Source organism: Arachidicoccus terrestris, assembly GCF_020042345.1.
Lineage (GTDB): Bacteria > Bacteroidota > Bacteroidia > Chitinophagales > Chitinophagaceae > Arachidicoccus > Arachidicoccus terrestris.
Genome location: NZ_CP083387.1, coordinates 3319050 through 3345978, shown reverse-complemented (window position 1 = coordinate 3345978; position 26929 = coordinate 3319050). Strand labels below are relative to the sequence as shown.

Annotated in this window: 18 protein-coding genes; 10 read left to right on the top strand and 8 right to left on the bottom strand. The window is 43.3% G+C overall.

Annotated elements, in window-relative coordinates:
• Positions 1 to 9: 9 nt before the first annotated feature.
• Entirely contained in the window at positions 10 to 1326 is a 1317-nt protein-coding gene (locus K9M52_RS12990; RefSeq protein WP_224068857.1) for an alpha-amylase family glycosyl hydrolase, read from the top strand.
• 113 nt (positions 1327 to 1439) lie between these two features.
• On the opposite strand, the gene K9M52_RS12985 is transcribed toward K9M52_RS12990, so the two are convergent.
• Positions 1440 to 4787, bottom strand: a complete 3348-nt coding sequence (locus tag K9M52_RS12985; protein WP_224068856.1) for a protein O-mannosyl-transferase family — start codon at positions 4785 to 4787, stop codon at positions 1440 to 1442.
• A gap of 419 nt (positions 4788 to 5206) precedes the next feature.
• On the opposite strand from K9M52_RS12985, the gene K9M52_RS12980 reads away from it, so the two are divergent.
• A complete protein-coding gene (locus K9M52_RS12980; RefSeq protein WP_224068855.1) occupies positions 5207 to 6070 on the top strand; it encodes an SPFH domain-containing protein in 864 nt (287 codons plus the stop codon).
• Between the two features lie 15 nt (positions 6071 to 6085).
• Positions 6086 to 6328 carry a hypothetical protein gene (locus K9M52_RS12975; protein WP_224068854.1) on the top strand — a complete coding sequence of 81 codons (243 nt, stop codon included), beginning with the start codon at positions 6086 to 6088 and terminating at the stop codon, positions 6326 to 6328.
• 10 nt (positions 6329 to 6338) lie between these two features.
• Here K9M52_RS12975 and K9M52_RS12970 read toward each other — a convergent pair whose 3' ends face one another.
• From K9M52_RS12970 to K9M52_RS12955, 4 genes are all read right to left on the bottom strand, one after another.
• Positions 6339 to 8147, bottom strand: a complete 1809-nt coding sequence (locus K9M52_RS12970) for a sodium:solute symporter (protein ID WP_224068853.1) — start codon at positions 8145 to 8147, stop codon at positions 6339 to 6341.
• An 86-nt stretch (positions 8148 to 8233) separates the two neighbouring features.
• Complete coding sequence (locus K9M52_RS12965; RefSeq protein WP_224068852.1) at positions 8234 to 10717, bottom strand: PIG-L family deacetylase; 2484 nt, start codon at positions 10715 to 10717, stop codon at positions 8234 to 8236.
• Between the two features lie 400 nt (positions 10718 to 11117).
• Complete coding sequence (locus K9M52_RS12960; protein ID WP_224068851.1) at positions 11118 to 11267, bottom strand: hypothetical protein; 150 nt, start codon at positions 11265 to 11267, stop codon at positions 11118 to 11120.
• Between the two features lie 292 nt (positions 11268 to 11559).
• Entirely contained in the window at positions 11560 to 15357 is a 3798-nt protein-coding gene (locus K9M52_RS12955; RefSeq protein WP_224068850.1) for a TIM-barrel domain-containing protein, read from the bottom strand.
• Positions 15358 to 16025: 668 nt separating this feature from the next.
• Here K9M52_RS12955 and K9M52_RS12950 point away from each other — a divergent pair.
• The 5 genes from K9M52_RS12950 to K9M52_RS12930 all read left to right on the top strand — a co-directional run bounded on the left by K9M52_RS12950 (position 16026) and on the right by K9M52_RS12930 (position 21127).
• Positions 16026 to 17852 carry a helix-turn-helix transcriptional regulator gene (locus K9M52_RS12950; RefSeq protein WP_224068849.1) on the top strand — a complete coding sequence of 609 codons (1827 nt, stop codon included), beginning with the start codon at positions 16026 to 16028 and terminating at the stop codon, positions 17850 to 17852.
• Between the two features lie 389 nt (positions 17853 to 18241).
• Entirely contained in the window at positions 18242 to 19261 is a 1020-nt protein-coding gene (locus K9M52_RS12945) for an SPFH domain-containing protein (RefSeq protein WP_224068848.1), read from the top strand.
• 10 nt (positions 19262 to 19271) lie between these two features.
• Positions 19272 to 19529, top strand: coding sequence for an eL43 family ribosomal protein (locus tag K9M52_RS12940; RefSeq protein ID WP_224068847.1), 258 nt, complete (start codon positions 19272 to 19274; stop codon positions 19527 to 19529).
• A gap of 16 nt (positions 19530 to 19545) precedes the next feature.
• The gene (locus tag K9M52_RS12935) at positions 19546 to 20322 is read left to right on the top strand and encodes a hypothetical protein (protein ID WP_224068846.1); all 777 of its coding nucleotides are present in this window, start codon (positions 19546 to 19548) and stop codon (positions 20320 to 20322) included.
• A gap of 40 nt (positions 20323 to 20362) precedes the next feature.
• Positions 20363 to 21127: a DUF6620 family protein gene (locus K9M52_RS12930; RefSeq protein ID WP_224068845.1), complete on the top strand. Its 765-nt coding sequence runs from the start codon at positions 20363 to 20365 to the stop codon at positions 21125 to 21127.
• A 301-nt stretch (positions 21128 to 21428) separates the two neighbouring features.
• Here the strand turns inward: K9M52_RS12930 and K9M52_RS12925 are convergent, their stop codons facing one another.
• On the bottom strand, positions 21429 to 21992 hold the full coding sequence (locus tag K9M52_RS12925) for an NADPH-dependent FMN reductase (protein WP_224068844.1): 564 nt from the start codon (positions 21990 to 21992) through the stop codon (positions 21429 to 21431).
• Positions 21993 to 22043: 51 nt separating this feature from the next.
• Positions 22044 to 23168, bottom strand: a complete 1125-nt coding sequence (locus K9M52_RS12920) for a major royal jelly family protein (protein WP_224068843.1) — start codon at positions 23166 to 23168, stop codon at positions 22044 to 22046.
• Between the two features lie 231 nt (positions 23169 to 23399).
• Here K9M52_RS12920 and K9M52_RS12915 point away from each other — a divergent pair, with 231 nt between their 5' ends.
• Positions 23400 to 23804, top strand: a complete 405-nt coding sequence (locus tag K9M52_RS12915) for a YidH family protein (protein WP_224068842.1) — start codon at positions 23400 to 23402, stop codon at positions 23802 to 23804.
• 68 nt (positions 23805 to 23872) lie between these two features.
• Here the strand turns inward: K9M52_RS12915 and K9M52_RS12910 are convergent, their stop codons facing one another.
• Complete coding sequence (locus K9M52_RS12910; RefSeq protein ID WP_224068841.1) at positions 23873 to 24334, bottom strand: Lrp/AsnC family transcriptional regulator; 462 nt, start codon at positions 24332 to 24334, stop codon at positions 23873 to 23875.
• Between the two features lie 188 nt (positions 24335 to 24522).
• Between K9M52_RS12910 and metE the strand changes: the two genes are divergently transcribed.
• Positions 24523 to 26829, top strand: a complete 2307-nt coding sequence (gene metE, locus K9M52_RS12905; RefSeq protein WP_224068840.1) for a 5-methyltetrahydropteroyltriglutamate--homocysteine S-methyltransferase — start codon at positions 24523 to 24525, stop codon at positions 26827 to 26829.
• Positions 26830 to 26929: the final 100 nt, after the last annotated feature.

The following is a 26929-nucleotide window of genomic DNA, read 5'->3' as shown; positions in this document are numbered from 1 at the left end:
TAATTTAATATGAGTATTCGATTTAAGGGTGTCAACTGGCTGAATGGGGCCAGCATTTACGAGGTAAATGTCAGACAATATACACCGGAAGGCACCTTAAAAGCATTCGAAAAACACTTGCCGAGGATCAGAAAAATGGGGGTTGATATTCTATGGTTCATGCCACTCACTCCCATCAGTATGAAGAACAGGAAAGGAAGTTTAGGCAGTTACTATGCGGCCAGTAACTATATGGATATTAATCCCGAGTTTGGCTCGACCGAAGACTTTAAACAGCTGGTTCATGCAGCCCATGCACTTGGTTTCAAGGTGATCATCGACTGGGTGGCCAACCATACAGGCTGGGACCATATATGGACCCAACATCCCGATTGGTACCTTAAAGATGAACAAGGCAATTTTACAGAAACCCATGGCTGGGAAGATGTCATAGACCTCAATTATCAGAATCAGGATATGCAGACAGCAATGATTCATGCCATGAAATACTGGATCGGCATGTTTGATATTGATGGATTTAGATGTGATATGGCTCACCTGGTTCCCCTGTCCTTCTGGCAAAAAGCCAGAACTGACCTAGAGCAACTGAAGCAGTTATTATGGCTGGGGGAGTGTGATGATGATTCTTATAGTGATGTTTTCGATATCACCTATGCCTGGCGATGGATGCATGACAGCGAGAAACTAAGGTATAATGAAGACCTCCCGGCGCATATTCAGCATATGACAGGCACATTACAGCATTATAAAAGTTTACCCGCGGGTGCAGAAAAACTACTGTTTACCGGCAATCATGATGAGAATAGTTGGAATGGAACCGCTTATGAAAAATACGCTGACTTAGCGCTACCCTTGGCTGCCTTTACTTTCCTATACCCGGCAGTTCCGCTTATTTACGGCGGGCAGGAAATCCCGAATACAAAAAGATTAAGTTTTTTTGACAAAGACCAACTGGATTGGCCTGCCTCCGACCCACCAGCATTAGCCCCGTTCTACGAGAGCGTCATCAGCCTGCACAGGCATCCGGCATTTGGCTTTAATACCGTACTTCACTGGCTGGATACCGGCCCAAATAGCACTATTCTTGCCTACTTCATTCAGGCAACGGAGGGAGGCAATGGGAAGGCATTGGTTATGCTCAATTTATCTCAGCAGCAAAGTCAGCTCTTTAATCTGGCAGGGCAATTGCCCAAAGAGACGATCACAGGGATATACACGCATATGGACCAGAGGATGCGTCAGCAGGAAAATCAAAAAATACAGCCGGATCAACAATGGGTGTTGCCGCCAGCCAGCTTTAGTGTATATTATTCGAAGGAAGGATAGGAAAAGATTATCGGTCATGCTTTCTATATCCCTATAATCCTTACACCGCATAAATAAAATAGCCGCACCTATTGTCTTTAGCAGGTGCGGCTATTTCTATATATTCCTGGCGGCTATTTACCGGTATCCATTGTATTTAAGGTATCTGCGTTTTCCAGATGATTGACGGGCGATTGGGGACTTGCATCTTTAGACAGTTCATCCATCATAATCAGGTATTGCGGATAGCTGGTCACCTCAAAATAATAGTTGCCTATTTTGTCTTGCGATATAGAGTTGAAGTAGGTAATTTCCTGCTGCAGGTCTGTACGCAGTGACTTATCCACCTTTTTGGCCAAATGTTCATCACCAGCCATGTAGGCGGCCATCAGGAACTTCAGACTCGTCTGATTATGCATCCCCATTCTGGAAGGCATTCCGTAAGGAAAGTTCTGTTCCAGCATCATTTTATCGGCTCTTTCCAGCAATTTTTTGGCTTCATCATGTTTGCCATTCTTCACCATCGCGATGGCTGCATCTGCAAAGGCCTCTCTGATTGTAATTAAATGCCGTCTGTTTTCTTCGTCAAAATAGACACCTGGCAAATCCGCATTGCCAAATACAAACTTTTTCATGAGTTTTTCATACATCCAGTCTGCATTGACATTTTCTTTCAGCAGTCCCATGATAGAGCCATATTTAGCATTAAAACGGTTAAAAACAGAATCCGTACTGGTTGTATTCGGCGCAACAGGTACCAGACGATAGCTTAAACCATCTTTACGCAGGTATTCATCAAAACCCAGTCCGATTTGCTGATTCATGGTAAAATAAATGGGCCGTTTCCATTTATTGGCAGCAATGATATTCAGAATAGCCAGGTCGTTTTTAAATAGGTTATTCTTTGGAATCGTAAACTGCAAAGAACTCAGCACACTGTCCTTCGCGTTGACCGTTCCGTTTTTCTCTACTACTTCCTTATTAACAGGAACGAATACATTTTTAACGGGGAAAGTACTATACATGTTACCATCGTTCATCTGCACTTGCTTAGAGCGATCTTCACTTCCCACATAATTCTTCATCATATCATACAAATCATAATACCTGTCCTGTGGAAAGTTCTTGGGAACAAAAACAACCTGATTCCGGTTATCCCCTTCTATTTGTTTTTGAGAAAGGATCACGTCCACGGAGTCACTTTCATTGACTTTAACGCGAAGGTTATTGATATACCAGTCAATGCCTAATAAACTGGTATTAATCACACGGATATCCGGCCGGACACCTTCCACTTCCTGGGCGAACCAAAGTGGATAAGTGTCATTATCCCCGAAAGTAAAGAGAATGGCATTCGGTGCACAACTTTCCAGGTAGTCTTTAGCCAGATCGGGTGCCAATGCTTTATTGCTGCGGTCATGATCATCCCATTCCTGACCGGCCATCAGTACCGGTACGGCCAGTACACAAACAACCCCGGCCAGTGTCGTAGCTACCTTCTGATTGGATATCTTCTGGAACCAGTCACGGACTTTAAAGACACCGATGCCGATCCATATTGCAAAAGCATAGGTGGAGCCTGCATATGCGTAATCACGTTCCCTGGGCTCATTCCCTGCCTGATTCAGATACATAACGATCGCAAAACCGGTCATAAAAAATAGCAGGAAGGTAATCAATCCGTCATCTCCTTTACGCTTAAACTGGTAGAACATTCCGATAAGCCCCAGGATCAGCGGCAAGGCGAACAGGACATTATGAGCCTTATTCGTTTTCAGCGCTTCAGGCATCAGGGACTGGTCTCCGTACATAAAATTATCAATGAATGGAATCCCGGTGATCCAGTTTCCGTCTCTGACATCCGAGACCGTATTACCCTGCATGTCATTTTGCCGGCCGCTATAATTCCACAGGAAATACCTCAAATACATGTAATAGACCTGATAGCCCATGAAGAACTTGAGATTGTCCACAAAATTGGGCGCTCTTTCATAATTACCCTGCTGGTCCTTACCAATACCCAGGAAGTTCGCATAATAATCGGTCTGTCTCCTGTCATGGCCGGTATTCCAGACACGTGGGAAGATCATCTGATCTTCTGAACTGTAAAGAAAGGAAAATTTCTTCCCTGTCGGGATGTATTTGATCTTACCGTTGGCGTCTACCCCTTTTTGGTATTGGGTGGCTCCGTAATAAGGGGCGATGGGAGAAGCAGTAAACTTCTGTCCATAGAGTAACGGGAAATCGCCATATTGGTCACGGCCCAGATAGCCAACCAGACTCATAGGATTGTCCACATTATACATATCAATGGACGGATTGGCTGTGCTTCTGATCATTGTCGTCAGATAGGAGCTGAACCCGATCAACAGGAAAACAATACACCAGACACCCAGTTTGACAAACTGCCAGTTTTTCTTTTTTGCCATCCTCAATACGATAAACAGGGCAATCGCCAGGATTACAAAAAAGGCGATAAATCCGGAAAAAATCGGCAGATTCAGAGAATTCACAAAAAAGATATCCAAATGACCTGCCAGTTTGATCGAGGTTTGAATAACACCAATCTGCACAAATCCCAGGATTATTACACTGATGACAAAAAAGATGTATGCGCCTCCGTATAATTCCTTCTTATCACTATTGATCTTTTCTACGCCTCTTACCAGCAGCGCACAGATAATAGCGCCGAACAGAATCAGCATAGCCACGGTAGAATCCATGGGCACACCGGCGCTATTCGCAACAGAATTAGCGCTCAGTAAAGCACCGACAAATCCCAGACCACCACCGATCAGCACAATGCGGATAAAATACTTTTTGACCAGTGTGTAATTAAAAAGATGTCTTTTCCTGAAATAGAAGATCATAACAACCGCCGGAATCGTCAACAGGTTCAACAGGTGGACCCCCACGGCAAGTCCCATCATAAAGAAGATGAAAATAATCCACTTATCAGCGCCTGGTTCATCTGCCTTATGCTCCCATTTAAGCATAGCCCAGAAGACTAACGCCGTAAAGAAAGCCGATAAAGCATATACTTCCCCTTCAACGGCGCTATACCAGAAGGAATCCGTAAAGGCATATCCCAACGCTCCTACTACACCGGCCAGCATAATCATCACCACTTCATTTTTGGTCAGATCAGCCAGAGCCCTGGTACCCTGCACAATCCTGCGGGCGAAGTGGGTAATTGTCCAGAACAAAAATAAGATGGCAAAACCGCTGGCCAGTGCGCTCATCACATTGACCGCTTTGGCCGCATTTTCAGGATGATCGCCGAACAGAACAATAAAAAAACGGCCAATGAGCACAAACAAGGGCGCGCCCGGTGGATGGGGAATCTGTACTTTGTAACAGCTGCTGACAAATTCACCACAATCCCAGAAACTACCGCCTAATTCAGTGGTTAATATATAGGTTGCACAGGCAATCAGGCAAACCGCCCACCCGACAAGGTTGTTCCATTTCTTAAAATTCATCTGAAAATAATTATACTGCTAATAATAAAATTAAAAATGGTTATAAAAATAACTGATTTTGGATTGACAGCAAACCTAAGGGAAAGTATTGATATTACAAGATAGCCTTGTCAATTATTTTGTTAGAATTTTGATAGAAAATCACTGATTTTCTGAACACTTCCGTTCCCCTGCCTGCTGATTTTTGGAAATATTTGCCTCCTATTTTCCGAGCGTCGCCGGAGGCAACAATCGCATTTTACCGAAGGTCGGGGTCGGGGGAACGGCAGCAGGTCCTGTAAAAAGACATAAATATATAATTATCAATATAATAAAATTATTTGTCCCGATTTATCCACTGAGAAAGTTGTTGTTGTTTTTTACGATTATTGAAGAAATTGTTCTATCTTTAATATCATTTTAATATCAAAATAATACTTATGGAAAAATTAGTCAAACCCATGTCCGGTTTCCTGGCCCTATTGCTGGCAATACTATCTTTTGCAGCAGGGATCATCCTTTTTATTTACGGTGCAGGACAGGTCCTGCTAGTGATCGGTGGATTTATCTGTATGATCATTTTTATCTTCCTGATGAAGGGCCTGATGGTCATCAGCCCGAATCATTCCAGAGTACTGAATTTCTTCGGAAAGTATATCGCTTCTGTGAAAGACAACGGACTCTTTTTTGTCAATCCGCTATACTCTACACAAAGGATCAGCCTGCGCCTGAACAACTTACAGGGCCAGATACTGAAAGTCAACGACAAAATGGGCAATCCCATTGAAATCGGCGCCGTTATTGTCTGGCAGGTAGGCGATACATACAAGGCTGCGTATGAAGTTCAGGACTATGAAGGCTATGTCAAGATCCAGAGCGAAGCTGCCGTCCGGATGCTGACAGGCAGTTTTGCCTATGATAACCTGGAGGATGAACACGCCAGTATCACTTTAAGAGAAGGTGGTCACCAGGTGAATGAGATCCTGGAAAAGGAGTTGTCCGACCGCCTGGCCCCTGCCGGCATCAAAATTATTGAAGCACGAATCAGCCACCTGGCCTATGCCTCGGAGATCGCCGGTGCCATGTTGCAACGTCAACAGGCTACGGCTATTGTCGCAGCAAGGGCTAAGATCGTCGAAGGGGCTGTGGGTATGGTGGAAATGGCCCTCCAAAGGCTGTCTGAGAGAAATGTGGTAGAATTAGATGATGAAAGAAAAGCTGCCATGGTTAGTAACTTAATGGTTGTGCTTTGCGGAGAGAAAGCAGCCTCACCTGTCGTCAACGCAGGTACACTTTATCAATAATCAAAACGAATAATTGTGCCCGAAAAAAAGAATTTTGTATTAAGATTAGATCCAGCAACCTACAAAGCATTGGAGAAATGGGCCTCCGATGAATTTAGAAGCGTTAACGGCCAAATAGAATTTATCCTGAACCAGACACTCAAAGAGCAATTTGGCAAGCACTACCAGGAAAAATTTCTTTCATCTAAGGCCCGGCCAGCTGACAGCCCCCATGACAGTGTGCCGGATACAAATAGGGGGCCCTTTCCAGACCATTAAACAGGCTCCCTTATTTTTCGAACACACCAGCCGCTTTCTTATCTGGCGGGTCGGGCAATATTTTTTGCAAAAAATATCCCAACAACATCGTCAATAGGCAGCCGATGGCATTGAGCCACAAAAAAGATACGATATCCAGATTATAAATGATGATTATGATCAGTTCCGTAAGAATAGCGGCCCAGAAAGCTGCAGCGCCTTTGACCCGCTTCATAAAAAAAGCAATCATAAAAATACCTAGTATTGTACCGTAAAATAACGATCCCAATACATTAACGGCTTCGATCAGGCTGCCCAGTTTATTGGCAAACTGCGCAATCACAATACAAAACACACCCCAAAACAGTGTAAACCATCTGGACACATTCAGGTAATGACGCTCCGAGGCCAGCGGCCTGACGGACCTTTTATAGATGTCAATCACCGTGGTTGATGACAGAGAGTTAAGGGCCGCAGCAATAGATCCCCAGGCAGCCAGAAATATGATCGCAAATAATAAACCGATCAGGCCTTTGGGTAGATAGTGAATCACAAAATTTAAAAAAATGTAGTTGGTGTCGTTGGTGTCGGCGGCCGGATCGGCTTTCTTGATCACTGTTTTCGCTTCCGCTCTTAGTTGTTCCGTTTGGATTTGTAAGTTGGACAGTTGTTGCCTGGACTGTTGAATCTTCTTTTTATCATCTGCATGGATCTGGTCGACCAGTGCCAGGGTCGTTGTATTCTTTAGTTGACTGACAGAATCAAAACGTCGTTGCAGCTCGCTGATCCGGTTATGTAAGACGGGGTCTTCTATTTTGTGGAGCTGCATTTCATTGAAAGAAAGTGGTGCCGGCTGAAACTGATAGAAGGCAAATAAGAGTGCACCGATTAACAGGATCAGAAACTGCATAGGTACTTTAACCAGGCCGTTCAACAGCAATCCCATCCGGCTTTCCCGTATAGATCTGGCCGTCAGGTAGCGGCCCACCTGGCTCTGATCCGTACCAAAATAGGAAAGCGCCAGAAAAAAGCCCCCGATTAATCCACTCCACAAAGTATACTTATCTTCCCAGAAACTATGATCCCCGACATTGGTAGGCGTGGTAATAACATTAAGTTTACCCGATTTGCCGGCAATATGCAAAGCATCAGAGAAACTGACACCGTTCGGTAATAAGTGGACGACCATATAACCGGCCAGAAACATACCTGCAATAATAATAAAAAGCTGTAGTTTTTGCGTATGCGCGACCGCTCTGGTTCCGCCAAGTACAGTATAAATGATCAAAAAGCCGCCCATGAATATATTGGTCCAGTAGATATTCCAGCCCAATATCGAAGAGACGATAATAGCCGGGGCATAAATACTGATGCCCGTAGACATGCCTCGTTGCAATAAAAACAGAAAAGCTGTTAAAGACCTTGTTTTTAGATCAAACCGGTCTTCCAGAAACTGATAAGCTGTATAGACTTTTAACTTATGAAATATCGGCACAAAGGCAATACAGATAACAATCATCGCAATGGGCAGCCCAAAATAATACTGTACAAAGCGCATTCCATCCGTAAAGGCCTGTCCCGGAGCAGACAGGAAGGTAACAGCGCTGGCCTGTGTACCGATAATAGAAAATAAGATCAGGTACCAGGGCATGGATTTATTATCCAGAAAATAGCTGTCTACATTGCGCTGTCCCCTGCTTTTGTATACACCATACAAAATGATTACCAAAAAGGTCAGACACATTATCCACCAGTCGAGGTTACTCATGCGAAATGCTTCGTAAATAAATAAAATAACAGGATCAATAATACCAATATCAGCAATACAGCTGCGTACCATCCACGCCAATTTTTAAATAGCGGCGGACGTTCCTCTTTGCTGTCAGATCGTATATGTATTTTCTTTTCCCGCATGCTTTGTTTGGATTATTTGGTAGAATCTGCAGGCTTAGCCAGTAAATTGACAAATAACCTGAATGCGCCGGGAACTCCTGCCGGTAATTCGCGAAAAAAGTCCAGACTGCTGTACACATATTTTCCCTTTCCATAATTGCAGACTATAGTTGAGCCATCCAGCGGCTGGCTACCGCTGTCATGCATCTCAAACAATCTACTGTAATGCGGATCTGCATCACTGGTAAAATATAGCCCACGTTCCTGTATCCACCCATCGAAATCTGCCGGCTGAAGCGTGTTCGGATAATGCAGGGCCGCATGATCAGGCAGCAGCCATTTAACCGGGGCATCCTCTTGCGTCACACGGTCCCCGGAGACGTTAAAAGGATAAGGCCCCATGTGGTCAGTGACCATGTGACCATTCTTATTATATTGTACCAATAAGACGCCACCGTCTTTGACATAATTCAGCAACTTGGACTGCAAGGGATGGAGCAGAGGATTAATGTTGTAAGCTCTGATGCCTGTAATAATCGCGTCAAAGCCCGAAAGCGCTTTCTGAGAAATAGAAGCAGAAGTAATAGGTGTCACCTGATAGCCTAATTGTCGTAGAGAGGCCGGCACAAGGTCGCCCGCTCCCGCTACGTAACCGATATTCTTGCCGGTTGTTTTTATATCTAGTCCCACCAGACGAGTCGTTGCTTTGGGAAACAAGGTTATAGCAGGAATATGACTGTGTTCAATGACCTTAATGCCTCTGTCGTACGTCTTGCCGTCCACAATCGCAGATATTTTTGCATTAAGGCTGATTGAATTTACCAAGCCAGGTTTCAACCGGAGTTCAAATACGCCCATCCAACTATCTCCTGCTTTGTCTAAATTAAACGGCAGGTCGTTTTGAACCACCTCAAACTGATCCGGCACATGAATGTGCAGTGTTCCCTGTTGATGATCTTTAAACGCCTTCACCTCCACCCGAATCATTTTAGCTGGCGCGTCCCGGCTGAGTAGTACTACCGGATCATTCATGTTAATGGTAACTGCCGGGGCGATAACAAGGGGCTGATACAGCTCTCCTTTTACCTCATCGGTATGCCGGTATTGTATGGGCAACCTCAAATCAAGGGCCGTGCCCTCCACGTTTAATCGCAGCCGTGCTATATAGGGTGGCGGATTTAAAGGGCGGCCAACAAGTTTTGGATCATCAACGTTATAATAGCCGATCGGATGCGCCTCTTTTAGCCAGTACGGCTCTGTAATAGGAGCATCACTGGGTATAGATAATACAAGTTTGGCATTATAGTCCTTGCCCTTAGAAAGCGCTTGATGAATGGATTTATCTAGTCCGGCCAGCTGATAGCTTATCAGCTCAACAGGAATGTCAGAGCGGTTCAACGCCCTGATTTGTACACTTATTTCAGCCCCCTCAGCCGCAACAGCTTCACTGGTCGTCGCGTCTGCAAAAAATCCCAGGCAAGCAAGAATAAGTGCCTGGGTCTCGGATAACTTCTCCGATTTCCAACGGCCATCCGGCAATTCTTGAATGGATTTTAATAGCGCAAGCAGGCTTTTAACACTTGCGGCGGGATTATTAATCTGGAAACTTCGGTTAATCTCGCTTATCTGTTCGCCGATGGCAGCACCGCCCTTTATCCTGGACCAGTCAGTTGTGATGCCATCCATTAGGGAAGATTCAGGCGCTTCACCTTCTATTGTCTTGAAATATTCCAGCCGCTCACCCATATAAGGAGCGGCACCGAACCCCTGGCTTTTATGCATACTCCGGCTGGCAGCAGCAATCTCTCCATAGCTTCTCCCTAATAAAGGATTATATCCTCCGGTTTCAATATGGAACTGATCCGGGGACGTCGTATTACGGTGTCCAAAACTAAAGGTATTCCAAAGTAAGCGCTTTGCCTGCCAGGTTTGAACAAACTGTAATTGTTCTTTGAAACGATTAGGGTCCGCGGCGGCTTTGAAAGCTTCATGAGCCAGTAGGGCAGACGTCCAGTGATGGCCGTGACCTGCCCGGGCGTCTTCCGGAAATCGGGTGACAATAATATCGGGCTGATAATTCCGGATGATCCATACAATATTAGCGAGAGTACTGTCGTGCCTCCAGAATTTGAGCGTCTCCGTTGCACTTTTTGAAAACCCAAAGTCGTTGGCAGTCGTAAAGAACTGTTTTCCGCCATCTATAGCCCTGGCACCCAGAAGCTCTTCAGTACGAATAAGCCCTAGTTCGCTGCCTTGCTCGCTGCCGATCAGATTCTGCCCACCATCTCCTCTGGTGCATGACAGATAGGCTGTTTCATACATTTTGCCTTTAGATAAAAAAGAAATGAGCATTGTATTCTCATCATCCGGATGAGCTGCCAGGTAGAGTACCCTTCCAAGAACACCTAATTTTTCCAGATGAAATTTTATGTCTGAGGCGCTCCATCGCCGGGGGCGCTGTGCGATGGAAACGGTATAAAGAATCAATAATAACGAGAGTATTCCAACTTTTCGCATGAGCAAATTATAAAAATATTAGATTGAGAGATTTTACCCTGTTTGGGAAAATATGACCAAATTACTCAATATTCTGCTTTTATGACCAGATAGATCCATAAAAGAATCAAAATTTCACTTATTGTTATTGGACCCGGCCTTTAAACCGCAACCAGTCTGCTGCATAGTCAGACCAATGACTTTTCGCGGGTTCTTCCGGAAAGCCATGCCCTCCAATATCAAACTGATGCATGGCAGCAGAAACATCATGACGAAGCAGTGCCTGATAAAACAATAAACTATTCTCAACAGGAACGGTTTTGTCCTATAACTAGTATGCTCGCGCACTTGTCGTATAGCGCGTTGTGCATCCTGCAAAGGGTCAAAACATTTGTTTTTCATAGTACAGTCATCGGGTAGCCTATATTTGAGTACAAAAGCCGTAATTACCAAGTGCATTCATTTTTTTCACAACAGATGACCCTTCTAGTTCCATCCAGAGACCTTCGTAGCCTCCACCGGGGCAAATGATCTCCGCTGTTCCATTGGATTTATCCGGTGATGGGGACATACATAATCAATTTAGGTTGGCTAACCTTATGATAGACTTGCTCTCTACATACTCCCGGTTTTGCGCCCCTCTGGCACCAGGCACAGGGTCATCATACAGATCCATGACCTTCTGTGTGCGCGTTAAAGGCAATAAAAACAGCACCGCAGCCATAACCAATAAGTACTTTTCACATTAACACTTCCACCGTAATCTAAACATTTTTTAGCAATCCTAGGCCTAGAACGAAAGTAGCCCGCAAGCGCAAGGCCTGCAGGCTCCATCCATTATTGCAAAACACCTAATCAAACACTTAATCAATTTTTATAGCAGCTGGTGCCGCTGTGAAGTCCAGTGCCGGATCCACCAAAATACGCTCCGTTGCTATCAGGTTCAGTTTCAGCGAACGTTTAGCTTTGAATTTAATGATAAACAGATCATCACTACCATCTAAAACGGTTTGCTCCCCTATGTTGACAAATGTCGGATACAATACCTTCTTCCCATTCGAATGCAAACGATCATAGGTCAGATTCTCCATTTTACCCGTATGTAACGTCTGAACCGTTTCATACTCAAAATCATCAGGATTATATGGCAGTGCGAAACTCAAGGCATTCACATTTTTCAAGCCTTTTCCTTTGACAAGAATTTCTATGGTTTCTCCCTTCTTATAATCCGCTTTCCCGGCGGTGATTACCAGCGATCCCTCAAGAGGGGTCTGACTTCTTTTTAATCGTACGCCTCCGTCCAGCTGCGTGGCCACCACAGAAATATCATAGGCATCAATGAGCCCATTTTTATTAATATCTCCGTTACTGATATATCCCTCAAAGTCGCCGTCTCCTTGCCTTAATCCGGTGTAGTTCATATAAGAGGTCAGGTCATTTCGATCGATCTTATGATCATTGTTAATATCCCCCGGCAGATAGCTTTCTGATCCAGGCACTTTAAAAATATATAGTTCACGACCTGACCCGAACTGACCAATACCTGCTTCAACCTCTATTTTAATGTATCTTGCGGACGGATGGCCTTTAAAAGTAAATTCTTTGATTTCGTTATCGCTCTTCCACGTAAATTCACTGACTTCCTTCCAGTCGCTTTTATCCAGACTATAGTAAACTTTCCCTTTGGTTATGATTCCATTTCTGCCACTGATGCGAGGCAGATACTGCATTTTATCCAGTTCGTTCACAGAATGCAGGTCAATTACAACATCAAACGGCACCGCTTTGGTATCATAGTCCGTATGCCAGTCAGTGCTCTCGTCAAAATCAAACATTTTATTGATACCCATGCGGCGCCCCTGTGACGGAGCAGTACATACTGCAGTAATATTATGAACTGCAAACTCAAGAGGATCCTTGCTTGTTTTTGCTTCGAGCGTTGCCCAGTCAGAAGTACCTCCTTTATTCACTGCCCTAAGTTTAAAACTATAATCTGTTTCAGGTTGCAACTGTTCAAACAAAAAATGGGTCGGTATAATATGTGTATACCGCATACCGTCATACTCAATCTCATAATAATCCGCACCAGCGACCTTACTCCATGTAAGATTTAATGAATAAGCGGCTTTGTTGCTGTCCAATACAGTTAAACGGCCAGGTATCGTAAGATCGTCTGTATGGGTCATGGACCTGTCTACTGGCGCAAATGCATAACCCTTTATATCAAGCTGCAAATCATTTTTTGTAATGTCTGACTTGCCAACCTTTACCCAGACCTGTGGATTCTTGATCATTTTAACTTTCTCAAAAGCACTACCCTTTGTCGCGAACTGATTCAAATTAGGCGCGGAATTATAGAAATAAACATTATCTGTTTGATTAAAAGCCTCCAGGGATGACACCTCAGTAAGTTTCACTTTATGACTACCCAGTTTTACAGAAACAGACTTGGGTTGCTCAGTCAGGTTGATTTTAAACAGTGTCGATTTTTCTTTCACAAACCCCTTGAAGGTGCCCTTAGTTGCATGCACCGTAATCCGGGCATTGCTCCCGGTCAGCCTGGATTCAATAAGTGTAGTGGCGCCTTCACCGTCTTTATAGGCCTGAGTCCTGCCATCATCATCATATTGTTCAAAGGAGGACTTACCGTAAGGGTAAAGCTCATAGATCCGTAAATCATTCCGGATGCCGTGTATATTATTATTGGGTAAGGTCATAGGGATAATAGCACCTCTTTTTACAAAAACGGGCAATTTCCATATTGGCGCATCAAAACTGTTCAATACGACGTTTCCTGCATATTGCTGGCCGGTAAAATAATCGACCCATTGCCCTTCTGGTAAATAAATATTATTCCGAATATCGTTACCTTCCTTATCCATTTGGGTGGATTGATAGATTGGAGCCACCAGCAATCCCGGCCCATACATAAACTGATATTTTGTGGCGGTACCCAGGGTGTATGCGTTAGGATACTGCAAAAACATAGCTCTGACCATTGGCAGGCCTGTAACTGCCTGGTGGGCTATACTATAAGTATAAGGGAGCAATGCTGATTTAAGTTTAAGATAGGTACGGTTAATGGACGTCGTGGGCTCTCCCAGAGCCTGGGGATACTTTTCATTAGCACCCCAACCATCCATGTTGAGCTCCATCGGAGTAAACGTCTTCCATTCAAACCCCCTGGCATTGACCACCGGATTCTTACCACCGAAAATCCCATCCATATCAGAGGTGATATTGGGTTGCCCGGAAAGCCCCGATCCAATAAAAGTCGGAATATGGAAACGAATATACTCCCAGTTTCCGCCGGTCTGATCACCGGACCAGACGCCCGCATACCTTTGCGTGCCGGCCCATCCGTCTAATGATATAATAAACGGCCTGGCTGCGTGGCCATAATATGGCACAATATGTCCCACATCAGCGACCCCGTTTAACCCAAACGAATAACCGGCACCTACCCAGGCGACATCGGTTTTTAATACCCTTACCCCTGCATCACGAACTTCTTTCACAATGTCTCTTTGCAGCAATGCGCTGATACCCGGTTTAGGATGCAGGTCGGACTGTGTCCAAAGACCGATTTCGACCCCTTTGCTGCGCGCATAATCATCCAGAGATCTCAAATTAGCGATATTGCTATCCAGTGTACTGGTTTGCCCATATCCGGCACCGTATCCGTCATTGGGCAACAGCCAGCCTAGTGGCATGTCGTGACTGGCATACCGGTCAATCACTGCCCTGGCAGAGAACTGATAATTGCCTTTTTCACCATTCAGCGATTCTTTGATCCCGCCGTTATTTTTCTGGCTTTCTTTATATCTTTTACCATCTTCAAACAGAATACCCGTAGAGTCTTGCTTCCAATAATCACGATTATACGCATTTAAATGGCCTTCGTAAAAAGCAAACTTAGGCAGCAAAACCGGATTACCTGTTAACTGATAGAAATCCTGTAGCAATTTTTCGGCACCCGTGTCAACCATAAAAAAGGCGTCGAAATAGGCTGCATCGTGTGACAGGGTAACAACGCCCTTATTTTTTGATCCAAAATCGTAAGTACCTTTCTTAAAAGTATAGAACATGATACCATAACCAGCGGTAGACCAGTAAAAAGGCGTCGGAGAGGCCACCCCGCCATCTGTCCAGCTATTCTGATTTTCTATCGATATTTGATGTCCTTTATGGGAAAAACGGCCGTTTTGGACGCCACCGCCATAGTAATATTCATCCGTATTTTCTTTAAGGGAAAGCGTTACTTTGTCATCGCTGAAATCAATTGAATGCAGAGACTGTATAGCCGTTTTACCGGTTACTTTGTTGGTGACCCTAAATACCGCGCTTCCTTTATCGAATTGCAGCGCAACGGCATCTGTACTGATGATAATTTCTCCATCGCGATCTGTGACACTCAGTATTCCGGGATTCTTTCTGGGATTATCAACCAATATCTGCGCCTCTGGTTTTGCCTCAGGATCGCGTATAATACCACCTTTAATATCTTCAAAGATTCTGAAAATATTTTCTCCAAAAAAGTCAATACTCAGCCTGTGGTTGTCTGTAAATACTAACTGTACTGTAGTCGGATTGATCTGTTCCGCCCGCTCGATCTTGCTGGAAACGCTGTCCGCAGGATCGAAATTGGTTGCATTAGCCATAAGAGGGCCTAGCAAAAGACTCAACAATAGCAATTTGAAGGAAAAAAAGTTTTGGATTCGCCTGATCATCTTTGGTAAATATGCTGTTTGTATGAAAAATAAATGCGGTCACTATGGGCCGCATTCCTGTAAAAATAAAAAAGACTGTCTATTAAATAACGGATATTAGTAAAATACTACACATTCGTTTGCGTAAAAAAGGTTTATAATCAATTAGTTAATTATATAAAATGATAAATTTGCCATAATTATACTTCTCGAGTCCCCCGCTGTGCGTAAAAAGACATGCCTTCAAAGATGGCCCGCCAATATTGAGAAATGCCACAAAAGAAGACAACCAAGGGCAATAATAAGTTAATTTTCAGTAGTTTTATGGCCGGATTGGTTCAATCCTTATCAAACCTGGAACATCTACGTCAACCTAAAAATAATTGACCAGCACCGCCTGTCTTAAGTTATAATGAAACAAGATATTTATGGAAGGGAACCCAGCACTACTTTTTCGCCCCTTAATTTACAGTTATCGCTCGGGACAGCCTGTCAAACTGGGCCAGCGACTCTGCCGGCGATCTCCTGTCTGCGGGCTTATCAAGACCAAATAGAGCCCTGCTTTGCAAATAAATACCATTCAACCGTCAGTGGGCCGTTGAATCATAAGTAGAATATCCATGAAAATAAATAGCTTTTTTATAGCCCTTAGTCTATCACTATGTTTTGTCAGCATAGCATACGGCAGTCCAGGCCCTATTTCCTCCTTACTAGACTCGGCCTATTACTGCCGGCTTCGCGCCGACTATAATGGCAATCTGATGTATTTGTCGAAAGCACAAAAAGCCATCACCCGCAAAACAGACCCGGTATTGACAGCGAAGGTGTATAGTGAATTAAGCAAACAAAGTATTGTCTCGAACACAAATTATGATCTCTCTAAATCATACGCACAGAAGAGCCTGGCGATCGGACAACAGTCTAAAAGCCCGTTAGCCACCGCCTATGGCTATTACGCCATAGCCAACTGGTATAATTATCTGGATATACGGGATATAGCCGTCGCAAATGCCCAAAAAGCTTTACATATATTAAGCACCCATCCTGACCAGGATCTACAGGCCAGGCTTTACTATATGATGTATGGTGTATACACCAACTGGAACGACATGGTACAAAGCGGCAAATACGCCGATCTGGCGATCGCTGCAGCGATCGCTGCGGGTCAGTATGAAATATTGAGCAATGCATTCACCGCCAAGTCTATTGTGATGGGTTACCATTACAAAAAATCAAAAAACAGCTTGTATGTAGATAGCATACGTTTATATCTTCATAAGGCTGTTGATCTGTTTGAGGAGCATCCTGGCCAAGTAGGCATCCGGACATATGCTATTGCGAACCTAAACCTTGCCAATTTTTTCTTCCAGTATCAACTTGAGAATAACGGCATTCAGCAAGACAGTATTATATACTTTACAGGCATCGCGGAACGTGCAGCACAAAACTTTGACCGGAACTATGAGATACTGGGTAACGTAAAAGGACTCCATTCAGAAATAGCGCTCCTCAAAAACGAAGTGCCGAAGGCAGAAGCGTATCTGATGGATGCCTATATTCACTTAAAAAACGCACCTCGCCCTTCTTATTATACCTTATTCAATGTTGCGCAAGGCTTAACAAAACTATATGAGCGCCAGAAAAAATACAAATCTGCCTTATTCTATCAGAAAGAACAGCAAGTCTTTAATGATTCTATATTTAACCAAGCCCGTTTACAACAGGTCAAAAAATTAGAAGCACAATTCGAAAATAAAAAACTACAGGAAGACCTGAAAATCGCTGACCAGGAAGCAAGCAACAAAAAAAGGCTGAATATACGCTTGTGGGCTATTTGCTTATTACTGGGTGTCAGCCTACTTTTACTGTTACTATATTTTAAAGCTAAAACCAGGCTACATGTCCAAAATGCCCTGAAACTGGAAAATGAGAAAGAGGAAGAACGTCAAAGGAGTGCCATGCGACTACAAATGGAGCAAACAGCAAAGGTTCAACTGGAAACCAAACAAGAACTGCTTACTTTGCAAAAAGAACAACTGGAAAAAGAGGCCATGGCAGACGCGCTCCAGATTGAACGAAAAAATAACCTGTTATTAGAGCTTAAGGACAAATTGAAAAAGCTGGAGACTGAAGGAAACCGGGGCACGGTGGATCGGCTTATCCGTGAAGAAATGCAAATTGAGGAAGCATTGCAACAATCCGTAAAGGAGTTCAAACATATCAACCCTGATTTTTTCCAGAAGCTAAAAGAAAAATCAGGTAACAGGTTAACTCCATTGGAATTAAAACATTGCGCCTATCTCTTACTTGGGCTGTCCACAAAAGAAATGGCATCTGTATTCCATGTAGACCCTAAAAGTATAAGAGTAAGCAAGTATCGCATTAAACAGAAACTTCAACTGGGGAAAGACACCGATCTGGATAACTTTATTCAGAGTCTGAAATAATTGAACTTCCTTCCCCGTCTTACAGGGCGTCTACCGTGCTTCTATATCACCTGCACTGATATAGACAGCCATAATGGCAGCAGATATCGTCTTTCACGAGAAAAAAAGCAAGTAATTACACCCTGCCAACTGATCATGTCTACCTCCGTCAATTAGCAAAGACCGTCTTTCCTCTTGCCATAATCCATCTGAGATCTGCAAATCCGCGTCAATCGATTCAACCTTAGATGTATGAAAATAGCCCTTGCTTAATTGACCTACAACAACTTATACCTCTTGTAGCTATTTTGTAGTCACTTTTCTTTCATTATGTAGCTACAATGCAACGGTGAAAATGCGGAATCCGGTCGTGTGTTTTCTATTTTTGGCTATATAAAAATGCCTAATCTATGCGCCTGACAAATTTACCCTTTTTAGAGATCATTCAATGGTTAGAAGATGATCCGGATGTTATGATGTGGAAGTTTCCGGACAGTGATCAGGAAATAAAAAACGGAGCCAGATTGATTGTTAGAGAAAGTCAGTCTGCCATGTTATTGAACGAGGGTAAAATAGCCGATACATTTGAGGCAGGAACCCATCCCCTATCCACAGAAAATATTCCGATCCTTTCGCGTTTAAAAGGATGGCAGTATGGTTTTAAAAGTCCATTTAAGGTAGACGTATTCTATTTCTCCGTCCGGCAGTTCATCAACTTAAAATGGGGCACACCCGCTCCGATCATGATGCCGGATCCCCGATTTGGCCAGATACGTGTTCGTGGATTCGGAACGTATAATATCAGGATTGCCCGTCCGGAGGCCTTTTTTAAAGAATATGCAGGAGCCACTTCCATAATCACCATTCAGGATTTTGAAAGAAAATTAAGAGACTTTATTGCCCCCAAATTTGGAGAGGCCATTGCAGTCAGCGGCGTATCCGTTCTCGACCTCTTCAAAAATCTAAGTGTCATTAATGATAAGATCGGTCCGTTAATCAGCCAGTTCTTTGATCCTTTTGGTATTGAAATCACTGAATTTACCGTAACATCAGTCAATCTCCCCGACGAAGTCAGTAAATACTATGACTCCGTCACAGGAATGAATATGGTCGGTGATATGGAAAAATACAGGCAATTCAATACCGCGTTGGCTATCGGACAGCAGGGAAGCGCATTGAACGAAGCCACACGGCAAGGCGTGGGTTTAGGGTTGGTCATGGGACAGATCACCCCGGTAAGTGGGCATCAGGCTGTAAGGTCTACAAATGCCAGTCCTTCAGATGAAGCAGGCAATGGCAGCGATACCCCTGCTGCCACGCCAAAGAATATTACCGAACAGTTTCAAACCTTAAAATCCCTTTTCGACCAAGGATTAATAGATAACGATGAATATAGAGCCAAGAAGGCAGAGATTCTTTCAAAACTATAAAACAAGCCGTATGGAGCAAAAAGATTCGCAGAAGCAGCCGAGGGCTGCAAGCCTGATCCAGAAAATGAAACAAACCCTCCGGTCTCAGAAGCGGGATATCCCTGCTGCGACGGCCCCTACGTTTTATCTGCACACGTGTCCGAATTGTGGTGCCGGAAGAGCGAAAAGTGATGGTGTAACTCACTGTGCATACTGCAACTTTGAGTTTATCAAAGCTCAAATAACAGATGGCATTCATTTAAAAAAATCCGACAATTCACCCTCCTAACGAAAAAACTATTATCATGGGTTTTCTTAATTTTAGCAATAAAGACAAACAGGTAGAAAACGACGCGCTCCAGCAGAAGCTGGAAACATTCTTAAACAAATTGTCGCAAAGAGCGGATGATCTTTTTCAGGAAGTAAAGGCAAACGCACAAGAAATCGCGGATACCGACCCAGACCTTTATAAGCGCAACTACTATCAATTTAAAGCCGGCATTATTGCACAGTTTAATGCGATCATACAAAAGGGGTCGAATACTTTTCATACACAGGTAGCGCCATCTGCAGGCTGGAACCAGCAAATGATTCTGTCAGAACTCTACAATAACTGGCACACAAAAGTGCTCAGCCAAATGACCGGCGTATTCGAAAATATTCAGGAAAGGGATCTTGAGAAACAATATGCCGAAGCGATGGCTGAATACGAACAAATCCGTGAAAAATTTCATTGTAAACAATGCGGCGCCAAACTCAAACTGAAAAAATTCTATTTTATAGATACATATATACAATGTGAATTTTGTTTGACCCAGAACAATTTTGATCCGGGGTCGAAAGCGAAAGGAATTGAAATGTTTGTATACCCCCTGGCATCCCTGCGATGCCATCATCTAAAGGAAGTACACAAGGCTATTTACCAGGAAAAGGGAATCTCTGCCGGTTTGCCAAGTTTTGAGCGCTATGCAAAGTCTCTCATTCAGGAAATGGATAATATACTACCTGGGCTGGAACAACATCACCAAGATTTTTATAATCGGCTCATCCATGATTATAAATCATATGGACAATCATGGTAGCCCTTTAACCTATATTCATTAATCACAAAATAGAAAAATCATGTTTAAAAAGATGTTTAAAGACCTTACAGAAAACTTAATAGACAAAGCACAGAAAGCAGCCGCCGATCAAGGGGGTTCGCCGCATAATGAAGCATTAAAAGCATATATGGACGGAGATATGCAGAAGGTCATGGATGTCGGTGCAGCGTCAAAGGGCATTAAAACCATGAACACGGCGACTGAAGACCCTAATGATCCGTTATTACAGCCTGTACATGGCATTTCTATCGCAGACTATGCAGCCGGGATGGCCAGAATGGGAGCAGGGTGTACGGATGCAGAAATTGCTGAAGCATTAGGGGTCGAAACGCCACAATGGGCAGAAGCCAAGACAACCTGGAATAACCGTATGCGTTCAGACGGCACTTACAATGTCGTCAACGTCTATTCCAAATATTATGGGGAGGCCCAAAGCCATCCTAAACTAGCGACTCTCGAACCCAAAAACAAACCGGCAACCACTGTTTCCTCTGAAGCCGCCAAAGCGACTTTAGAGAAGCTTGCTTCTGATAAATATTACTTTTACGAAATCCAGGGAGCATTGCAGGCCGCCTATGACAACGGAATTGACGGGGCTCAATGGCTAGTGGATGAGTTAGGCGTTACCATTTCTCAGGTAAATGAGGCTGGTTTTAAGTGGATGAGTGATTTTAGCATTATGGCAGCAATGGATGATTATCAGGAGCAAAAGAAAAAGGAATACAGTGCTAAATTCGCCAGCGAGCACGGCACAGGAAGTATAGTAGATGATATTGAATTTTAATATCACTCAGGAAATAAAAGACACTGCAACTTTAACCGCTGCTCAAGGACAAATATTCATGTATGCGGCTTCCAATGATTATAGTCATAAATACAGACATGAATGTAACCGGCCTATAGCCGTCATAGAAAACAATGACCGGTTATAGGCTGGCTACCTATTCATTAAATTATCCGTTATCAAATCAATAGCCGCCAACCAGCACTTCTAGCGGTAGTCACCGGCGTCTGGCACGGATATGCATGCCATACATACAGTAAAATTTGGCGGAACTTTTGGGCTAAAAATACAGCCACATCATTTACGATTCTTTCGTGGTCATCACCCATTTTTCGAAGGCTTCTATGAACCTACCCAATGATTCTTTGAGCTTGTCACTAGTCAGCTCTCCCTGTTCATTAATACTATCTGCGATTTTAGGCAAGTAACACTCAGGCTGTTGAAGCGGCAATACGTTTAAAAATACCAGAGACTGACGTAAATGATGGTTGGCACCAAAACCACCGTAGATTCCGGGAGAGGAACTTATGATGGCGCCTGGTTTACCTGACCACACACTCTGTCCATAAGGACGGCTACCAACATCTATGGCATTTTTTAATACAGCCGGCACGGAACGGTTATATTCAGGCGTAATGAACAATACCCCATCCAAAGGCTTAACCGATTTTCTGAACTTCTCATAAGTTTCCGGAGCGGTCCCTTCATCATCATAATCCTGATTATATAACGGGAGATTCCCGATCTCAATAATTTTGTAACTAAAGCGATCAGAAGAAAGCCCTTCAATAAAACCTGCAATACTTTTTGAATAAGACCCTTTTCTCAAACTCCCTACAAAAATACCGATATGCGTTGCGCTCATGTTTCAATTTTAATTTATAATGTTCGATCAAATATACAATCCAAAATCCATTTACTTCACTGGCAGTCGTACCCGATATGCCCGGTATGGATACTGTGTTCTATTTTCACCTTTATTCCATGCCGGTAATAGCTGTAGCTGAGCGCAGGAGACATACAGATAACCGTCTGACCCGATACCCATTGAATCGGGCCAGAGTAATCTTTTGTCTTTAATCAATACTTTCAACTGACCTTCCGGTGTCAAATAGGAAATTGAATATCCTTCGGAAGTCGTCAGATAAATATTACCTGCCCTGTCTGCTATCAGCCCGTGGGTGACACCTACTTTACCCATATTTTCCACCTTCGTTTCCAGCTCTTTTTCTGATAAAGAGGCATCTCTCAAAAAACGGGTATTAATCCGGAATAAAAATTCCTCATTTATGGGTTTAAAATAAAGATACTGCCCGTCATGCGTTAATGCGATCCCATTAACATTAGACCTAAACGGTCGCCCTTTTCGATCTTTCATTTCCCGGCCACTGTAACGCAATACAATATCATCAGCAAGTGTAAAGGTTGTTCTGGAAAGTACTGTCCTGGATCTGCCAGACAGGAGATCCAATACGACAATGGCAGCCTGACCAGGATCTGAGAGATAAGCTACCTGCCTTTTAGTGTCTACACGAACATCATTTAGTGCAGAAAAAGATTTATCTAAATTGGGAAAGTTGTAAATTTTTTCTACCTGATCAGCCTTTGTGTTGATTTTGATCAAGGAAAAGCGGCCGGCTTTTTGCTTTGGCTCACCCGTCTTAAAGATATCGCCGCCAGGGGCCGGTTTAGAATCCAATACCCATAAATTGTCCTGATCATCCACAAATAAATCCTGGAGCCTGACAAAATGGTTCTTATTGTCTGACTGCTCTAGATTCCATGCTTCATTAGGGTAAGCTTTCAATGTGCCCTTGACAACCTCAGCTAAAGCATATTTGCCATCACCATCATAGTTTGGGAAAGAAACAAATAGCCTGTTTGCGGAATTTACGCTAAGACCTATGGCCATGCTCCTGCCAAACTCTGCAACCGTCTGAAGTGCTTGTCCGCCCTTATCCTGGGCCTTCCCGCGACCGGTTAAACTAACCGTCCCGATAACTACACAGGCCAAGACCTGGATCAATCTATTCTTTTTCATAGCTGCCCCATTATTTATCAATAGTTGAACTGCCAGCCTAAAATTACGGGATTTTGCTGATGCTACTAGCAGCCTTAGGCTTTCATATAGAAAGTTTGCGGAAATTATGGCTTGACGATTTCATCACAATATTCTGATCGCGCGGCGTGCATCATCGAACCTTCCAGTTAAATAAACTGTTCAATGTATCAGGATAGTTCTTAAATTACAACTAGAATCAATCATAGATATATGGAAAATCAAAAAAAGTCAGTTACAAAGCTCCCAATAAGCGATATACTGGCAAACGAACGGACATTTTTAGCCTGGGTCCGGACAAGCATCGGCATTATGGGGTTCGGGTTCGTAGTCGTCAAATTTTCTTTATTTATCCGGCAGGTATCGATCGCATTAAATGCTGAACAGGGCTTACCGCCGAACACCGGCTATTCGCAGGTAATCGGCTTATTTTTAGTGGCGCTGGGAGGCCTGGTCATCGTCTTTGCTTATTTACGTTACCGAAAATCACGTAAACAATTGGAAGAGGGTAACTATAATCACTCAGATTTGTTAATCAAAGTTAGTACCGTTTTCATTTTCATCATCTGTATATTGCTTTTAATTTATTTGTGCTGGAATTTGACATTTATCCAATAAAGCGTTGTTTAAAAATAGAGCTTTTTAAGCATGATTTTATTTGTGTGATCTGAATATACTGCGCTCTATCAAAAACTTATATTATGGGTATTTTTAATTTCAGACATCACAAAAGTGCTATGTGTACTGCCAATACTTTTAACTGACCCCAGTTTATTAAAAACAAAATCCTGATAGTGTTTCATATCGCGGGCATATACTTTTAAAATGAAATCGTAATCTCCGGAAATGTTATAACATTCGACCACCTCATCGATATTCATAATATCAGCTACAAAGCTATTACCTATCTCTTTATTATGTTGCTTTAGTTTGATGTTACAAAAAACGATAAAGCCCCGGTTGAACTTCTCTGCGTCCAGTATAGCAATATATTTTTTAATAAATCCATTGCCTTCCAGCCTTTTAATCCGTTCAAATACGGGAGATGGAGAAAGATTCACCATGCCGGCCAATTCCTTATTTGTGTATTTCGCATTTTCGGCCAGTAACTTCAACAGCAACATATCTGTTTCATCCAGTTCATACATAAAATAAATTTCTTTTTTTCCGGCAAAAATAGCAACAAAACAGAACAATACACTTATTTCACATATTAAAATAGATATTTTTATCAATTTTAATCATTAAGGCAGTTTAATAGTCTTCAATTTTATCTTTACACGGATTTATTTATCAAAAAACAAAGACGTTTTTACCATTTTTAAAGACAAGATACATGCTAACACAAAATCTAGGCTATCCCAGAATCGGAGGCCACCGACAACTCAAAAAGGCATGCGAGCAGTTCTGGAGCGGTAAGATTGACCTTACAGCCTTAAACAGTGTCGCGGATATGATTAAAGAACAGAATTGGCAGGCGCAGCTCGAAGCAGGTATTGACCTGATACCTTGCAATGATTTTAGTTTTTATGATCAGGTTCTTGACACAAGTATGCTCCTGGGTGCTATCCCGGAACGCTATTCACCCTTATTGTCCGCCAATAGTGCATATAATAAAATAGAATTATATTTTGCCATGGCCCGTGGTTACCAAAAAAACGGTCTGGATATTACAGCCATGGAAATGACCAAATGGCTGGATACCAATTACCATTATATTGTCCCGGAGTTCGTGGCTGATCAGACATTCAAGATATCCGATGATAATGTATTTAATGCATATAGCGACGCCAGGCAAATCCTTGGCGAAAGCGCCAAACCTGTTCTAATCGGGCCAGTAAGTTATCTGCTGTTAGGCAAAGAAAAAGAAGCAGGTTTTGATCGCGTTGATCTTATCCACAAATTAATACCTGTATATATTGACATTATCAACCGTCTAAAAAAACAAGGTGCAACCTGGGTTCAGCTGGACGAGCCTTGTCTCGTGCTTGACCTTTCCCAAAAAGAGAAAGATGCATTTATATATGCCTATAAAAAGATCGCTGACCAGACTGGCGGCATACACATACTCCTTGCTACCTACTTTGACGCCCTGCTTGACAATACAGAACTGGCCGTCAGTTTACCTGTTGAAGCACTTCATATCGACTTGGTACGGGCACCCGAACAACTGGAAGAAGTACTGGCGCTCGCCCCGGATTCATTAAGTATATCTCTGGGGATCGTGGATGGACGTAATGTCTGGAAAAATGATTATCAGAAATCATTACTATTAATCAATAAAGCTGTTGAAAAATTAGGGAAAGAGCGCGTTATCATTGCTCCTTCCTGTTCCCTTTTACATAGCCCGATTGATCTGGCTCTGGAGACAGCTATAGACCCGGAGATAAAAAATTGGATGGCTTTCGCTAAGCAAAAACTATCAGAAGTTAGCGAACTTACCCGGATTGCAGAAGGCAATACCACACTATTAAAAGCAAATATTGAAGCGATAGCGTCTCGAAAATCATCAAAGAAAGTGCATAAACCGGCGGTAAAGGCCAGAGTTGACACCATTACTGACGCCGATGCGACACGTAATAGTCCCTTTCGGGTACGCCAGCGTCTGCATCACGAGCGGTTTAACTTACCGGCCTTTCCGACGACGACCATCGGTTCTTTTCCCCAGACTGATGACATTCGCCAATTGCGGGCCAAATTCAAAAAAGGTGCATTGACAAATGAACAATATGAAACGGCCATCGAAAAGGCCACCACAGATGTAATTCGCTGGCAGGAGGAAATCGGCCTGGATGTTCTGGTCCACGGTGAATTCGAACGTAATGACATGGTGGAATATTTTGGCGAGCAACTGGACGGATTCTTGTTTACCGCAAACGGCTGGGTACAAAGTTATGGCAGTCGCTGCGTCAAACCACCCGTGATCTTTGGAGATATAAGCCGCTCCAATGACATGACTGTCCGTTGGACCAGTTTCGCAGCTAAACAAACCACTAAACCCATGAAAGGCATGCTGACCGGCCCCGTTACAATATTACAATGGTCATTTGTGCGGGATGATCAGCCTCGTGAGACCACAGCCGCGCAAATCGCTTTTGCTATCCGCGATGAAGTATTGGCACTGGAAAAAGCAGGAATCGGTATTATACAGATTGATGAAGCAGCTATTCGAGAAGGTCTGCCGTTGAGAAAAGCCAAACATACTCAGTATCTAAATTGGGCGGTAAAGGCGTTTAGAATTACAGCCGGCGGTGTGCAGGATAAAACGCAGATCCACACACATATGTGTTATAGTGAATTTAATAATATTATTGAACACATCGCGGCCATGGATGCTGACGTGATCACTATTGAGACCTCCAGGTCCCAAATGGAACTATTACAGGCATTTGCTCATTTTGAATACCCAAATGAAATCGGCCCCGGTGTATATGATATCCATTCCCCTCGTGTTCCGGCTACGGAAGAGATAGCTTCTTTGTTGAAGAAAGCGGCCGGGCTCTTGCCGGCGCGCAATCTATGGGTCAACCCGGACTGCGGATTAAAAACCAGAAAGTGGCCTGAAACGAAGGCTGCCCTGGAAAACATGGTTGCTGCCGCCAGGCAAATTCGGCAAGAAATAAGTGTAGAAGCTGTCCTATAATTTATATATTTGAGCACTGCAAGCCTAACGGTTTGCAGTGCGTTTTCTTAAAATTAAAAACCGGGCATCAACAGATAACCGAAAACGGCGATATAATACT

Bases quoted from the DNA above. Each gene is read 5' to 3' on its own strand.
- K9M52_RS12960 (WP_224068851.1), bottom strand. From the start codon at position 11,267: ATGTCCCCATCACCGGATAAATCCAATGGAACAGCGGAGATCATTTGC.
- K9M52_RS12945 (WP_224068848.1), top strand. From the start codon at position 18,242: ATGCGCCTGACAAATTTACCCTTTTTAGAGATCATTCAATGGTTAGAA.
- metE (WP_224068840.1), top strand. From the start codon at position 24,523: ATGCTAACACAAAATCTAGGCTATCCCAGAATCGGAGGCCACCGACAA.
- K9M52_RS12930 (WP_224068845.1), top strand. From the start codon at position 20,363: ATGTTTAAAAAGATGTTTAAAGACCTTACAGAAAACTTAATAGACAAA.
- K9M52_RS12980 (WP_224068855.1), top strand. From the start codon at position 5,207: ATGGAAAAATTAGTCAAACCCATGTCCGGTTTCCTGGCCCTATTGCTG.
- K9M52_RS12970 (WP_224068853.1), bottom strand. From the start codon at position 8,147: ATGGTACGCAGCTGTATTGCTGATATTGGTATTATTGATCCTGTTATT.
- K9M52_RS12915 (WP_224068842.1), top strand. From the start codon at position 23,400: ATGGAAAATCAAAAAAAGTCAGTTACAAAGCTCCCAATAAGCGATATA.
- K9M52_RS12965 (WP_224068852.1), bottom strand. From the start codon at position 10,717: ATGCGAAAAGTTGGAATACTCTCGTTATTATTGATTCTTTATACCGTT.
- K9M52_RS12950 (WP_224068849.1), top strand. From the start codon at position 16,026: ATGAAAATAAATAGCTTTTTTATAGCCCTTAGTCTATCACTATGTTTT.
- K9M52_RS12935 (WP_224068846.1), top strand. From the start codon at position 19,546: ATGGGTTTTCTTAATTTTAGCAATAAAGACAAACAGGTAGAAAACGAC.
- K9M52_RS12925 (WP_224068844.1), bottom strand. From the start codon at position 21,992: ATGAGCGCAACGCATATCGGTATTTTTGTAGGGAGTTTGAGAAAAGGG.
- K9M52_RS12940 (WP_224068847.1), top strand. From the start codon at position 19,272: ATGGAGCAAAAAGATTCGCAGAAGCAGCCGAGGGCTGCAAGCCTGATC.
- K9M52_RS12920 (WP_224068843.1), bottom strand. From the start codon at position 23,168: ATGAAAAAGAATAGATTGATCCAGGTCTTGGCCTGTGTAGTTATCGGG.
- K9M52_RS12955 (WP_224068850.1), bottom strand. From the start codon at position 15,357: ATGGCTAATGCAACCAATTTCGATCCTGCGGACAGCGTTTCCAGCAAG.
- K9M52_RS12990 (WP_224068857.1), top strand. From the start codon at position 10: ATGAGTATTCGATTTAAGGGTGTCAACTGGCTGAATGGGGCCAGCATT.
- K9M52_RS12985 (WP_224068856.1), bottom strand. From the start codon at position 4,787: ATGAATTTTAAGAAATGGAACAACCTTGTCGGGTGGGCGGTTTGCCTG.
- K9M52_RS12910 (WP_224068841.1), bottom strand. From the start codon at position 24,334: ATGTATGAACTGGATGAAACAGATATGTTGCTGTTGAAGTTACTGGCC.